Raw genomic sequence first — 13,208 nt, 5'->3', positions numbered from 1 at the left:
GCTCCGTAGTTGAATCCGTGCGTGAATCAGCGGGCGCCGCCGCCCGATGCGCGCGGGCCGCCCGCGGCTGCCCGCAATGCGGCGGCCGTGCGGCTCCAGTCGCGCCAGCCGACCACCGCCAGCCCGATGAACAGCGCATAGAGTCCGGCCGTCAGATACAGCTCCTTGAACACGAACATCCCGACATAGACGACGTTCACGACGATCCACAGCCCCCACGACGCGATGTAGCGCCGCGCGGTCCAGTATTGCGCGACGAGGCTGAACGCGGTCAGCGACGCATCGACGAACGGCAGCGCCGCATCGGTCCAGCGCGCCATCATCCCGCCGAGCAACGCGCTGCCGATGACCGCCGCGACCAGGTCGGGCAGCATCCTGAGCGGCCGTACGCCGGTGACGGGCGCGACATCGCCGGCTGGCGCCGCCTCGCCGTCGGCCTCGCTCGCGCGCTGCGCGAGCCAGCGCTGCCAGCCGTACACCTGCAGCACCGCGAACGCACCCTGCAGCAACATGTCCGAGTACAGCTTCGCGTCGAAGAAGATCCAGCCGTACAGCGCGACCGACGCGAGGCCGACCGGCCAGCACAGCATGCGCCGCTTCGCGGTCAGCCAGATCGCGAGCGCGCTGACGATCACGCCGGCGATTTCGAGTGGGGACATCGTCTGGGCTCTCCTGGTGGGCTGCCGGGGCCGCGCGTCACGCGGCCGATGCCGGTCGGTCAGAAATCATAGGTCAACGATACGCGCGCGGTGCGCGGCGCACCCGGGAACAGGTACGCATCGCCCTGCTGCTCGCCTGCGTCGCGCCAGTAGAACTTGTTGAACAGATTGTCCACCGACACGCGCAACACCGTGCGATGGCCTCCGATCTTCGTCGTATAACGCGCGCCGAGATTGAACACGAACCACGACGGCACGCGCGCGGTGCCTTCCTCGTTCGCGTTGCGCGCCGCGCTGTATTCCACGCCGCCGAGCACGTTCAGGCCCGCGACGCCCGGCACCGCGTAGTCCGCATACAGCGACGCGCGCAGCGCGGGCACGTTGATGATCTGGTGCCCTTCGTAGGCGGGCGAGCCCGAATCGACCGCGCGGGCGCGAATCGCCGCGACGCTGGCCGTCAACCCCAAGCGCTCGGTCACGCGCCCGGCCGCGCCGAGTTCGATCCCCTGGTGCCGCTGCGTGCCGCGCTGCACGAACGTGTAGGACGTGCCCGACGCATCCGGGTCGGCGAACTGGAACGGCTTGCTGATCGAGAACACGGCGGCCGTGAGGCTCAGCCGGTCGAGCCAGTCGTATTTCGCGCCGACCTCGAACTGGTGCGATTCGACGGGCGGCAGGAACGCATACGCGTTGGTCGCGCGCACCGGCGCCTGATCGCCGAGCGACAGCGCCTTGCTGTACGACGCATACAGCGACAGCACGTTCACCGGCTTGTAGACGAGCGCGACCTGCGGCAGGAACACCGAGCGGTCGGTATGCGTCGTCTCGCCGTCGAGGCTGCTCCAGCTGCGCTGCCGCAGCAGCACTTCCTTGCCGCCCGCGAGCACCTGCCAGTGTTCGCCGATGCTGATGCGATCGAGCCCGAACACGCCGTACTGCCACGCGTCGAGGCGCGGGTACGACGGCCCGGGCGAATTCGGCGACGGCGAAAAGGTCAGGTCGGGCCCGTAGACGTTCTCGCTGCCGACGTAGTCGTACACGGCGTCGGCCATGTGCACGACGCGGCGCTGCACGCTCACGCCGAGCGTCAGCTCGTGCCGCAGCGGCCCCGTCGCGAACTTGCCGGTCGTGACCGCGCGCAGATCGTCGTTGCGCCGGTATTCGCCGGGGCTGCGGAAGTCGTACACGTCGTAGTCGCCGTTCGCGCCGAAGAAGAACGGCGACGTCGCGCCGGCCGCGCAGCTTGCCGCATACGAACAGCCGTACGCGAACGCGCTGTTGTCGTCGATCATCGTGCGGCTGCGGCCCGCGGCGATATAGGCCTTCCAGTCGTCGTTGAACTGGTAGTCGAAACGCGCATTCAGGTTCAGCGCATCGGTCGTCACCGGCTTCGCCCACGGCTGCGTGCCGAGCGCCTTCGACGTCGTCTTGACCGACGGCACGACGGTGCCGCCGAGCAACTGGTAACCGGGCGCGGAACGCTGGATCCATTGCTGGAATTCGGCATTGAGCTGCAGGCTCGCGCGCGGGCTGATGTCCCAGTCGGCGGCGATCGAGCCGAACGTGCGTCGCCCGTTCGTGCCGTCGATATAGGAGTGCATGTTCTCCTTCGCCGCATTGATCCGGAACCCGAACTGATGGTCGGGGCCGAAGCGCCGGCCGAGATCGACGGCCGCCGACGTCGAGCCGCGGCTGTCGACGCCGCCCGTCACGCTCGCCACGTTCGCGGAGCGCTTGGTCACGAAGTTGATCACGCCGCCCGGCGCGACGACGCCGCTGTCGATGCCCGCGAGGCCCTTCAGGATCTCGACGCGCTCCTTGTTCTCGAGCGGCACGTTCTGCTCGCCGGACACCGTCAGCCCGTCGATCCGGATCGCGCTCGCGAGATCGACCGGAAAACCGCGGATCGCGAAGCCTTCGAAATAGCCGACCGGCGCATAGTCGTTGACCACCGACGCATCGTTGCGTACGACGTCGCTCAGACGCTTTGCCTGCTGGTCGTCGATCAGCGCGCGCGTGATCACGTTCACCGACGCCGGCGTGTCGCGCAGCGGCGCGTCGTCGAGCCCCGCGACCGACGCTTCGCGCGCGCGCAGCGGGTGGCCGCGCTCGCCGCTCACCGTGATCGCGGGCAGCGTCGCGTTGCCCGCCGCGTCGGCGCCCGGCGCGGGCGTGTCGCCCTGGGCCGCGGCCGCCTGCGCCGCGAAAAGCGTGACGCCGAGACCGACACCGAGCCCGACCTTCGCGCGCCGCCGCCGTGCGGGCGCCGCTGTTGTTCTATTCACCGTCATTGTTCTGGATGGAAACTCGCCACTCGATCTGTCGAAACCCGTTACGAAGCTGCGAAGCGTGCGCCCGCGAATGCCGCCGGACACGTGCGTCGACACGATATTCATCAGACGAACCGGACCTTGCGGCACGCAGGCGGGCCGACCGGTCGGAACAACGCAGGATGGGACATCGGATTCGGATGACGCGCCGGGAACCGACGCAGCGGCCGACGGGTTCGTCGGATGCCTGTCGGCCGGCCGGCTGCCTCGCGCGGTCGTGTCATGCGGGGGACGCTTCGAACGCCCCGGTGCGGGCGGCGGGCACTCACGTCGGCCGTTCATCGGAACGGCGGCCTGCCCGGCGCGCGACATCGCGGCGTGGCGCGCATTTTACCCCGGGCGCGGCGAAGGGCCGCGGAATCGGGCGGAACGGGAAACGGGGAAGGCGGGAACAGGGACAGGCGGTTCGGGCGGTGCGACGACGGTGGCGATGTGGTCGCGATGTGGCCGCGATGCCGGTGGTGCCGTACCGGCCACTGACATCGGCGCGATCGTGCGCCGATCAGGCGACCTCGAACCGGAGCGGCAATGGCGGCACGCTACCGGCTCACCGGCCGCTCGCTCAGAAACCCTGCATCGTCACGGTCGGATCGACGACCAGATGCACGACGCCGTAAATCACCGCGCCGACCAGCAGCGCAAGCAGGATCGCCACGAACGGGAGCAGCGTGAAGTTGGCGTTCGCGAGGTCGGTCGCGTGCGCCTTGCTGTTGCGCACGCCGAAGAAACTCCACAGGACCAGGCGGACCATGCCGAGCAGTTTCATGATGGGCTCCTTTATCGAATCGGTTGACGCTATCGTCGATCCGGACGGCATCCGAAAAAAGAAGCAGTTGCGCACGCTTTTTGCGCAGCAGGCCCTCCGCGGCCGCATGTCGCAGGTGCGTCAGCAATCCAGCACGAGCGGCGCCGTCGCGCCTTGCGCGGGCCGCGCGACGCACAGCAGCGCGCAGCCTGGTTCGACCGGCGCATCGGGCGTTTGCGCGTAGTCGATCGCGCCGGACAGCACGCGCGTCGCGCACGTGCCGCACGAACCCGAGCGGCATTCGGCCGGCACGGCCACGCGCTGCCCTTCCGCGAATTCGAGCAGCGTGCCGTCGGCGGGCGTCCATGCAGCTTCGCGCCCCGTGCGCCGGAACACGACCGGCACGCTTGCCGCCGCGGGCGCGGCAGCCTCGCGGGTCGCACTGCGCGACACGCTCGACGGCCCGAACGCCTCGAAGCGGATGCGTTCGTCCGGCACGTTCAGCGCGCGCAGCCCGTCGTACAGGTCGCGCATGAACGCCGACGGCCCGCACAGGTAGAAGTCGTAGTCGTCGAACGACAACAGCCGCTTCAGTTTCCCGATGTCGATCCGGCCGCCCCGCGCGGCCGAGCCTTCGTGAGGATGACTGTCGAACCAGTGAAGCGACACGCGTGCATCGGCGGCCGCGCTGCGCGCCAGTTCCGCCGCGAACGGCCGGTCGGCCGCTTCGCGTGCGCCATGCACGAACACGACGCGGCGCGACGGCGTGCCATCGGCCAGTGCCCGGCGCAGCATCGCGACCATCGGCGTGATGCCGATGCCGGCCGACACGAGCACGGCCGGCCGCGGACTCGCGACATCGAACGTGAAGCGGCCGCGCGGCATCTGCGCGTCGAGCGTCATGCCGGCCTGTGCGTGATCGTGCAGCCATGCCGATACGCGCCCTTCGCGCTTCACGGTGATCCGGTAATGCGCGCCGCCCGGCGCATCGGACAGCGTGTAGCTGCGAATCGCTGGCGCGTCGCTGTCCGGCAGCGGGATGCGCAACGTCAGATGCTGGCCGGCTTCGTACGCAGGCAATGCGCCGCCGTCCGCCGGCTCGAAATGAAACGACCGGATCGCACGCGCTTCGTCGACGATCTTCGCGATCCGCAGCGACCGCCATGCGGGCGCCGATGCCGGCGCGGCCGCGGACGGTACCTCCCCGGCCGTTGCCGCCGCCCCGCTCGACGCCGCCGCCATCGCCGCGAACTGCGGCGCGCGCTCGACCGCCGACCACCGGAACGGCAGCACCGCCCGCATGCGCCGCACTTCCCGCACATGGAAACGCACCACGCGCTGCGCGCCGTCGAACGACGCGACGACGGGCCCGTCCCACACGATCTCCGCGTGCGCGGCGACATACAGCAGATCGCCGCTGTCGAAATCGACGAACAGCAACCCCGCGCGCGGATCGTGCTGCAGGTTGCCGAGCGTGTTGAAGAACCGGTTGCCGCTGAAATCGGGCGTCGTCAGCGTGCGCGCGTCGTCGACGCGCACGAAGCCCGGCATCCCGCCGCGATGCGACACGTCCGCGCCGCGCGCCGCGCCCGCCCCCGCGGACGTGTTCGCGCTCGCGACGAAGAACGTATCGGCCTGCGCGAGCAGCGCGCGATCTGCGTCGCCCAGCGCATCCGACACGTCCGGCGCGACGGACGCGTCGACGTCCCGCGCGACGAAGGTCGGCTTGCGGCCCTGGATGTACTTCGCGCAATTGCCGAAGCTCTGCTCGACCGCGATCGTCAGCGCATCGCCGTCGACCGCGCGCACGACGCCGTTCACGCGATTGCGGCGGCGCGTATCGAATTCGATCCCGAGCCCGCCGAGCGGCGCGCCAACGTGCCACGCGCCGGCCAGCGGATCGCCCGGCAGCGCACGCGCCGCGATGCGCAGCGTGCGTGGGTCCGGCGACGTGACGAACCCCGGCGCGCCGGCTCGCAGCGTCGCCCACGGCTGGCCGTGCGCATCGACGCCGCCGAGCACGAAGAACGGCAGTTGCGCGAAAAACGTCCGGTGCTGGTCCGGCATGAAGCGCCGGATCCCGCGCCGGCCGGCCGCGCTCGCCGCGTCCGTCACGCCTGCGCGCTGCTGCACGGCAAGCTCGCCCGCATGAAACGGCGCGGTATCGAGTTCCCAACCCGGGACGACGGCGGTCGGCGCATTCATCGCATTCTCCTGAACAGGCGCGGTGGCAGAGGCGTCAGGCGGCAAGCAGGCCCGCGCGGGTCGTCGGCATCGCGACGAAGCCCGGCAACGCCTCGATTCGAGCGAGCCATGCGCGCACGTGCGGATACGGTTCGAGCGACACGCCGCCTTCCGGTGCGTGCGCGATGTACGTGTACGCGGCAATGTCCGCGATCGTCGGTTGCGCGCCGGCCGCGAACGGCTTGCCGGCCAGTTCGCGATCGATCACGTCGAGCACCTTCGCGGCCGTGCGCTTGGCCGCTTCCGGGTCGAGCGGCGCGCCGAACACGGTCACGAGCCGCGCGGCAGCCGGACCCGATGCGATCGGGCCGGCCGCGTACGACAGCCAGCGCTGCACGACGGCCGCGCCGACCGGGTCGTCCGGCAGCCAGTGCGCATCGCCGTAGCGCTTCGCGAGGTACACGAGGATCGCGTTCGAATCGGCGATCACGGTGCCGCCGTCGTCGATCACCGGCACCTGCCCGAGCGGATTCAATGCGAGAAACGCCGGTTCGCGCTGCGCGCCGGCCGCCAGATCGACGTCGATGGTCTTCGACGGCAACCCGAGCAGCGACAGGAACAACCGGACGCGGTGCGCGTGGCCGGACAACAGGAACGAATAGACGCGAATCGGCGAGGCAGGCTTGCTGGCGGCAGACATGGAAACACTCCGGAATCTCGCGCCGCCGGGGATCGGCGACGAACGGCTCCAGCGTAGCGCTCGCCGTTCGTCGCCAGAAGACGGATAATCGCGGAAACATTATCCGTTTCCATAGGACAATCGACGATGGCCGATCTGCGCGACGTGAACCTGAACCGGCTGGCGATCTTCGTCGCGGTGGTCGAGGCCGGCTCGCTGACGGCCGCGGCCGAGCGGCTCGGCCTCGCGAAGACGGTCGTCAGCACGCACATGCAGCGCCTCGAATCCGAGGTCGGCGCGAACCTGCTGGTGCGCACGACGCGGCGGCTGAGCGTGACCGATGCCGGACGCGTGTTCTACGACGCGTGCCGCGACATCGTGCGTGCCACCGAAGCCGCGCTCGACGCGGTGTCGTCCGACGCCGGGCCACTGCGCGGCACGCTGCGCGTGAGCGTGCCGATCGACTACGGCGCGCTGGTCGTCGCGCCGGCCGTCGTCGCGCTGCGCGACCGGCATCCGGGGCTCGATGTCGAACTGGTCGCGAACGACCGCGTGATCGATCTCGTCGCGGACAACCTCGACGTCGCGGTCCGCATCGGGCGGCTTGCCGATTCCAACTATCGCGCGGTGCAGCTCGGCACCTACGAGAAATGGCTGGTCGCGAGCCCGGCGTTCGTCGCGCGGCACGGACTGCCGCGCGACCCCGATGCGCTCGCCGCGCTGCCCTTCGTGATGTTGTCGTCGCTGCCGCGCCCGCATACGCTCGACCTCGACGATGCGCGCGGCGGCCACGCATCGGTGCGCTGCGTCGCGCCGGTCGTGTCGAACACCGCGACCGCGTGCCGCGCGATCGTGCTCGCGGGCGGCGGCTTCGGGCTGCTGACGGATTTCTCGACCGCGGACGACGTCGCCGCCGGCCGGCTCGTGCGGCTGTTGCCGGGCTGGCGTACGGCGCCGGCCGGGATTCACGCGGTGTATCCGTCGACGCGGCTGCCTTCGCCGAAGGTGCGGGCGTTCATCGATGCGATGAAGGCGAGGCTCGGGGAGACGCCTGCAACGCCACGCGCACGCCCCGGTCGGCCGAAACGCGCGAACGGCTGACCGGTCGCTCGCCCGTCACATGAACTTCACGTAGCACGCCTTTTTTTCGACTTCTTCGCGCTTGAATCCCTTTTCGCTCATGCAGGCGGTAAATTCGTCGGGGAACGGGTTCAGATTGAAGATCCGGTCCTGGATATTGGCGGGGATGCCCTGGTCCAGCTGGGCTTGCGCTTCCGCACAGGTCGCCTTCGCGAGCGACAGCCTGACGGGCTCGCCGCTGATGCGGTTGCGGATTTTTTCATACGCCCCGTCCTTGCAGGCCGATACCGCGTCCTTGAGGTGCTGCGTATAGAGGGCGTCGCGACAGACATCGCCTGTCCGGTCCGCATCCCTGAACAGCGCCCCGACCGTTTGCGATTTCCACTCGGTTTCATAGCGCGTGGTCTCGCTAAACGGCCAGCAGCCGCAGCCCGTCAGCATCAGGACGGAAACGGCCATCCCCGCCGACGTCACGCGGCGCCCCCATCGGTTGCGTGCCTGCATGATTTCCTTGTTATTCATCGACCACCATTGATGTGCGCGGCGAACGGCCCCGTCCCCGCGAATCTACGCCGCCTGCAACGTCCCCAGCAGCACCTTCCTGCAACTGGAGATCATCTGCGCCTCCGGATCGCGATAGTCGGTCAGCAGCCACGCCGCGCCGACGTTCGTCATCGCGCCCACCAGCGCGAGCCCGATCAGCCGCTGCTCGGTGCGCTCCGCCGGCGTCACGGCCTCGCGCGGCGCGCCGATCGCCATGATCAGCTTGCCGAAGTCGATCAGCATGCGCTGATACGTCATGTCGGTGTCCGCGCTCACGCCCATCACCTCGAGCAGCAGCACGCGCGCCGCGCACGGGTCGCGCAGAAACGCGAAGAACGCGGCGAGCCCCGCGTCGACGCGCTCGCGCAGTTCGCCGCCGCGCGCGGCGACCGCCTGCGCGACCGCGTCATGCAGTTGCTGCGCGTGATGCAGGTAGGTGCAGCGCAACAGATCCTCGGTGCTGTCGAACGCCGCATAGAAGTAGCGATCGTTCAGCTTCGCTTCCTGGCAGATCGACCGCACGGTCGCCTTGCGAAAACCCACCGTGCCGAACACGCGCGTCGCCGCGCGAATCAACGCGTCGCGCCGCTCGGCGGCCCGTACCTCGGGCGCCACGCCGCCGTACGACCGGCCCCTTTTTTCCGTTTCGAGTGCTTTCTCCATTCCGCTATTTGACATCAGGACACCCGAAAACTAAAGTGGTGACACACAACACCACAATAGACGCGCCGCCGGTGCAGCGCAAGCGGAACGGGAGGAACGACGGATGAAGGGATTTTCCGGCAAGGTCGCCGCGATCACGGGCGCCGGTTCGGGCATGGGCCGCAGCCTCGCGGTCGAACTGGCGCGGCGCGGCTGCGCGGTCGCGCTCGCCGACGTCAGCGAAACCGGGCTCGCCGGCACGGCGGCCCTCTGCGCGCAGCACGGCGTGCGTGTGAGCAAGCGCCGGCTCGACGTCGCCGATCGCGACGCGGTGTTCGCGTGGGCCGATTTCGTTCGCGCCGAGCACGGCAAGGTCAACCTGATCTTCAACAACGCGGGCGTGTCGCTCGCCGCCAGCGCCGAAACCGCGCGTCTCGCCGATCTCGAATGGATCGTCGGCATCAATTTCTGGGGCGTCGTGCACGGCACGCAGGCGTTCCTGCCGCCTCTGCGCGCGTCGGGCGACGGCCACGTCGTCAACACGTCGAGCCTGTTCGGGCTCGTCGCGATGCCGACGCAAAGCGCGTACAACGCAACCAAGTTCGCGGTGCGCGGCTTCACCGAGGCGCTGCGGATGGAACTCGAACTCGACGGCGCGCCGGTGAGCGCGACCTGCGTGCATCCGGGCGGCGTCGCGACGGGCATCGTCGACGCGAGCCGCGTCGATACCAGCATCCACGCGCTGACGGGCCAGGACGAAGCGACCCATCGCCGCCAGGCGAACCGCCTGATCAACGCGACGACGGCCGACGAGGCCGCGCGGCAGATCCTCGCGGGCGTCGAGCGCAATGCGCGCCGCGTGCTGGTCGGCGCCGACGCGCGCCGGCTCGACCGGATCGCGCGCCTGCTCGGCGCCGGTTACCAGTGGCTGGTGCTGCGCCACGTGCGCCGCGCACGCGCACGCAATCTCGAACGCGCGCCCGCTCCGGCCGCGCGCCCGATCACGCCGACCAAGGACCCCGCATGACCTCGACGACGACCGACCGGCGCGATGCGCCGCCCGCCCCCGGCGCCCGCCGCGACAGCGGCGACAACCGCGACCTCGACGTGCTGATCGTCGGCGCCGGCCTGTCCGGCATCGGCGCCGCGTATCACCTGAAGCAGCGCTGCCCGCATGCGAGCGTGGCGATCGTCGAGGCGCGCGACGCGATCGGCGGCACCTGGGACCTGTTCCGCTATCCGGGCGTTCGTTCGGATTCCGACATGTTCACGCTCGGCTACAGCTTCCGCCCGTGGAACAGCGACAAGGCGATCTCCGACGGACAGACGATCCTCGACTACATCCGCGACACCGCGCGCACCTACGGCATCGACAAGACGATCCGCTACGGCCAGAAGGTCGTCGCGGCCGACTGGGATTCGAATCGTGCGCGCTGGACGGTACGCATCGAGCGCACGCAGGACGGCGCGACCGACACGCTCGTCTACACCTGCCGCTTCCTGTTCATGTGCAGCGGCTACTACGACTACGACGCCGGCTACCTGCCCGACTGGGCCGGCATGGACACGTTCGAGGGCAAGCTCGTGCATCCGCAGCACTGGCCGAAGGATCTGTCGTACGCGAACCGGCGCGTGGTCGTGATCGGCAGCGGCGCGACGGCCATCACGCTCGTGCCGTCGATGGCGGCCGACGCGCAGCACGTGACGATGCTGCAGCGCTCGCCGACCTACATCGTGTCGCTGCCCGCGCGCGACAAGATCGCGAACGCGCTGCGCCGCGTGCTGCCGTCGCGGCTCGCGCACCGGCTCGTACGCGTGAAGAACGTCCTGCTGACGATGTACCTGTACAACGTGTCGCGCCGCAAGCCCGACCGGACGAAGCAATTCATCATCCGCGCGGCCAGCCGGCAGCTCGGCCCCGACTTCGACGTCGCGAAGCACCTGACGCCGCGCTACATGCCGTGGGACCAGCGCGTGTGCCTCGTGCCGAACGGCGACCTGTTCAAGGCGATCCGCGCGGGCCGCGCATCGATCGTCACCGACGAGATCGAGCGCTTCACGCCGACCGGCCTCCAGCTGAAGAGCGGCCAGCAGCTCGACGCGGACGTGATCGTCACCGCGACCGGGCTGAAGGTGAAGATGCTCGGCGGCGCGCGCGTGACGGTCGACGGCCGCGTGGTCGACTTGCCGGAGACGGTGTCGTACAAGGGCATGATGTACAGCGACGTGCCGAACCTCGCGTCGTCGTTCGGCTACACGAATGCGTCGTGGACGCTGAAGGCCGAGCTGATCGCGCGCTACGTGTGCCGGCTGCTCAACCACATGCGCGCGAACGGGTACGACACGTGCGTGCCGCGGCTCGGCGCGGGCGATCTCGGCGACGTGCCGGCCGTCAACCTGAGCTCGGGCTACATCCAGCGCGCGGCCGGCATCCTGCCGAAGCAGGGGCACCGCAAGCCATGGAAATTCCACCAGAACTACGTGCTCGATCTCGCGTCGCTGAAGTTCAGCGCGCTCGCCGATTCCGCGATGCATTTCGAGCGCCGCGCCACGACCGGCCCGGCCGCCACCGCGCCGGCCGCCGAACCCGCACTCGAAACCCGCTGAGGCCGACATGACTCCTACGCTCCATCTGATCCAGAACGTGCTGCTCGGCGTCGTCGCGGTGCTCGCCGCGCTCGCGCTGTTTTCCGCTTACGTGGCCCGGCGCGTGACCCGCGCGTTTCCACCCGAAGGCCGCTTCGTCGACATCGGCGGCGACCGCATCCACTACGTCGAATACGGCAACGGCCCGCCGATCGTGTTCGTCCACGGGCTCGCGGGGCAATGGCGCAATTTCGCGTACCTGCCGCTCACGCGGCTCGCCCAGCAGCATCGCGTGATCCTGCTCGATCGCCCGGGCGCCGGCCGGTCGCTGCGCGGCGCGGCGTCGCAGGCGAACGTGTTCGCGCAGGCCCGTACGGTCGCCGCGTTCATCGACGCGCTGAAGCTCGACAAGCCCGTGCTGGTCGGCCACTCGCTCGGCGGCGCGATCGCGCTCGCGGTCGGCCTCAACCATGCGGACCGCGTGAGCCGGCTCGCGCTGATCGCGCCGCTGTCGCACGAGCAGACCGAGCCGCCCGCGCCGTTCAAGCCGCTGATGCTGCCGTCGCCGCTCGTGCGCCGTTTCGTGTCGTGGACCTTCGCGATCCCGCTGACCATCCTGACCGGCCGCCAGGCCGTGCGCCAGGTGTTCGCGCCGGAAGACGTGCCGCGCGACTTCCCGGTCAAGGGCGGCGGCCTGCTCGGGATGCGCCCGCACGTGTTCTACGCGACGGCGACGGACCTGCTGTCGGCGCCCGTCGACCTGCCCGCGATGGAGCGTCGCTATCCGGAACTCGCGCTGCCGGTCGACGTGCTGTACGGCCGCGCCGATCCGATCCTGAACTGGCGCGAGCACGGCGAGGCGCTCGCGAAGAAATCGGCGCGCGTGCGGCTGAAGGTCGTCGAGGGCGGCCACATGCTGCCGGTCACGATTCCCGACGCGACGGCCGACTGGCTGCTCGAAGTCGCCGCCGCGCCGGCCGACACGGCCACGCAGACGGTACGCATCGCGTAGATCGCGGCAGCGAAGCGGCGCCTGATCCTGCTTCCCCGCTCCCGCCGCCGGGCAGCCGGCGCCGCGACGGAATCAGGCTTCGTCGTCGGGTATCGACAGTCCGAGATCCGACAGCACCTCGCGCGCGCTGCGAAACGCCTCGACCGCGGCCGGCGCCCCCGCGTACAGCGCGCTGTGCAGCAAGACCTCGCGAATCTCGACGAGGCTCGCGCCGTTGTTGAGCGCGCCGCGAATATGCCCCTTCAGCTCCGTGCCGCGGCCGAGCGCCGCCAGCATCGCGCACGTGCACAGGCTGCGCGTCTTCAGGTCGATCCCGCCCCGCTGCCACGTGCTGCCCCACGCATGTTCGTTCAGCCAGTTCTGCAGCGGACGCGAAAATCCGTCGAGGTCGCGCATCGCGCGCTCGACGAACGCCTCGCCCATCACGTCGATCCGCCGCGCCTTGCCGTATTCCCTGTCCTGTTCGCTCATGTCGGTGTCCTGGTGGTTGGAGTCGTGGCCGCTGTCGCGCTGCCGGCGGCCGGGGATGTCGCGCCATGTTCAGCGCGACCGCGCGTTTCGTCAAAGATGCGGCGCTCGGTTCGCGGCCGTTCGCGTCACCGGCGGCCGGACGCTACGTAACATCCTGCCGCGCGTTACGGCGCCTTACGGGAACATCGCAGCCGCGACGTTCGCGCACCGCACGTGCCTGTCGCGCGAAACCGCCTTTCCTCCGTTTAAATCGCGTCGATAGTCCCGATTTCCGCAA

General features: G+C 69.7%; 12 protein-coding genes. 4 read left to right on the top strand and 8 right to left on the bottom strand.

Annotated features, from left to right (window positions below):
- Window positions 1-26 precede the first annotated feature (26 nt).
- From pnuC to KU887_RS28955, 5 genes are all read right to left on the bottom strand, one after another.
- The gene (gene pnuC / locus KU887_RS28975; protein WP_034202705.1) at window positions 27-659 is read right to left on the bottom strand and encodes a nicotinamide riboside transporter PnuC; all 633 of its coding nucleotides are present in this window, start codon (window positions 657-659) and stop codon (window positions 27-29) included.
- Between the two features lie 59 nt (window positions 660-718).
- Entirely contained in the window at window positions 719-2,950 is a 2,232-nt protein-coding gene (locus KU887_RS28970; protein ID WP_060212705.1) for a TonB-dependent siderophore receptor, read from the bottom strand.
- 601 nt (window positions 2,951-3,551) lie between these two features.
- Window positions 3,552-3,755, bottom strand: a complete 204-nt coding sequence (locus KU887_RS28965; protein ID WP_006486164.1) for a DUF2970 domain-containing protein — start codon at window positions 3,753-3,755, stop codon at window positions 3,552-3,554.
- A 120-nt stretch (window positions 3,756-3,875) separates the two neighbouring features.
- Window positions 3,876-5,939 carry a pyridoxamine 5'-phosphate oxidase family protein gene (locus KU887_RS28960; protein WP_058902788.1) on the bottom strand — a complete coding sequence of 688 codons (2,064 nt, stop codon included), beginning with the start codon at window positions 5,937-5,939 and terminating at the stop codon, window positions 3,876-3,878.
- Between the two features lie 34 nt (window positions 5,940-5,973).
- A complete protein-coding gene (locus tag KU887_RS28955; protein ID WP_006496096.1) occupies window positions 5,974-6,618 on the bottom strand; it encodes a glutathione S-transferase family protein in 645 nt (214 codons plus the stop codon).
- A 126-nt stretch (window positions 6,619-6,744) separates the two neighbouring features.
- Between KU887_RS28955 and KU887_RS28950 the strand changes: the two genes are divergently transcribed.
- A complete protein-coding gene (locus tag KU887_RS28950) occupies window positions 6,745-7,698 on the top strand; it encodes a LysR family transcriptional regulator (RefSeq protein WP_006486155.1) in 954 nt (317 codons plus the stop codon).
- Between the two features lie 15 nt (window positions 7,699-7,713).
- On the opposite strand, the gene KU887_RS28945 is transcribed toward KU887_RS28950, so the two are convergent.
- Together KU887_RS28945 and KU887_RS28940 are read right to left on the bottom strand one after the other, a co-directional pair.
- Window positions 7,714-8,199 carry a hypothetical protein gene (locus KU887_RS28945; protein WP_006496097.1) on the bottom strand — a complete coding sequence of 162 codons (486 nt, stop codon included), beginning with the start codon at window positions 8,197-8,199 and terminating at the stop codon, window positions 7,714-7,716.
- Window positions 8,200-8,244: 45 nt separating this feature from the next.
- On the bottom strand, window positions 8,245-8,898 hold the full coding sequence (locus tag KU887_RS28940; protein ID WP_034178474.1) for a TetR/AcrR family transcriptional regulator: 654 nt from the start codon (window positions 8,896-8,898) through the stop codon (window positions 8,245-8,247).
- A gap of 88 nt (window positions 8,899-8,986) precedes the next feature.
- On the opposite strand from KU887_RS28940, the gene KU887_RS28935 reads away from it, so the two are divergent.
- From KU887_RS28935 to KU887_RS28925, 3 genes are read left to right on the top strand one after another with little or no spacing between them, the layout of a single operon-like run.
- Entirely contained in the window at window positions 8,987-9,889 is a 903-nt protein-coding gene (locus tag KU887_RS28935; protein WP_258256524.1) for an SDR family oxidoreductase, read from the top strand.
- Complete coding sequence (locus KU887_RS28930) at window positions 9,886-11,469, top strand: NAD(P)/FAD-dependent oxidoreductase (RefSeq protein ID WP_258256518.1); 1,584 nt, start codon at window positions 9,886-9,888, stop codon at window positions 11,467-11,469. Before KU887_RS28935 ends, KU887_RS28930 begins: the two co-directional genes overlap by 4 nt.
- Before the next feature lie 7 nt (window positions 11,470-11,476).
- Entirely contained in the window at window positions 11,477-12,460 is a 984-nt protein-coding gene (locus tag KU887_RS28925; RefSeq protein WP_258256517.1) for an alpha/beta fold hydrolase, read from the top strand.
- 72 nt (window positions 12,461-12,532) lie between these two features.
- Here the strand turns inward: KU887_RS28925 and KU887_RS28920 are convergent, their stop codons facing one another.
- On the bottom strand, window positions 12,533-12,931 hold the full coding sequence (locus tag KU887_RS28920) for a carboxymuconolactone decarboxylase family protein (protein WP_006486153.1): 399 nt from the start codon (window positions 12,929-12,931) through the stop codon (window positions 12,533-12,535).
- Between the last annotated feature and the right edge of the window lie 277 nt (window positions 12,932-13,208).

Origin of the sequence: Burkholderia sp. EMB26, assembly GCF_024730645.1 — a bacterium.
Lineage (GTDB): Bacteria > Pseudomonadota > Gammaproteobacteria > Burkholderiales > Burkholderiaceae > Burkholderia > Burkholderia cenocepacia.
The sequence above is the reverse complement of the archived record's forward strand: the minus strand, read 5'-3'. Positions and strand labels throughout refer to the sequence as shown.

Bases quoted from the DNA above. Each gene is read 5' to 3' on its own strand.
- pnuC (WP_034202705.1), bottom strand. From the start codon at position 659: ATGTCCCCACTCGAAATCGCCGGCGTGATCGTCAGCGCGCTCGCGATC.
- KU887_RS28970 (WP_060212705.1), bottom strand. From the start codon at position 2,950: ATGACGGTGAATAGAACAACAGCGGCGCCCGCACGGCGGCGGCGCGCG.
- KU887_RS28965 (WP_006486164.1), bottom strand. From the start codon at position 3,755: ATGAAACTGCTCGGCATGGTCCGCCTGGTCCTGTGGAGTTTCTTCGGC.
- KU887_RS28960 (WP_058902788.1), bottom strand. From the start codon at position 5,939: ATGAATGCGCCGACCGCCGTCGTCCCGGGTTGGGAACTCGATACCGCG.
- KU887_RS28955 (WP_006496096.1), bottom strand. From the start codon at position 6,618: ATGTCTGCCGCCAGCAAGCCTGCCTCGCCGATTCGCGTCTATTCGTTC.
- KU887_RS28950 (WP_006486155.1), top strand. From the start codon at position 6,745: ATGGCCGATCTGCGCGACGTGAACCTGAACCGGCTGGCGATCTTCGTC.
- KU887_RS28945 (WP_006496097.1), bottom strand. From the start codon at position 8,199: ATGAATAACAAGGAAATCATGCAGGCACGCAACCGATGGGGGCGCCGC.
- KU887_RS28940 (WP_034178474.1), bottom strand. From the start codon at position 8,898: ATGTCAAATAGCGGAATGGAGAAAGCACTCGAAACGGAAAAAAGGGGC.
- KU887_RS28935 (WP_258256524.1), top strand. From the start codon at position 8,987: ATGAAGGGATTTTCCGGCAAGGTCGCCGCGATCACGGGCGCCGGTTCG.
- KU887_RS28930 (WP_258256518.1), top strand. From the start codon at position 9,886: ATGACCTCGACGACGACCGACCGGCGCGATGCGCCGCCCGCCCCCGGC.
- KU887_RS28925 (WP_258256517.1), top strand. From the start codon at position 11,477: ATGACTCCTACGCTCCATCTGATCCAGAACGTGCTGCTCGGCGTCGTC.
- KU887_RS28920 (WP_006486153.1), bottom strand. From the start codon at position 12,931: ATGAGCGAACAGGACAGGGAATACGGCAAGGCGCGGCGGATCGACGTG.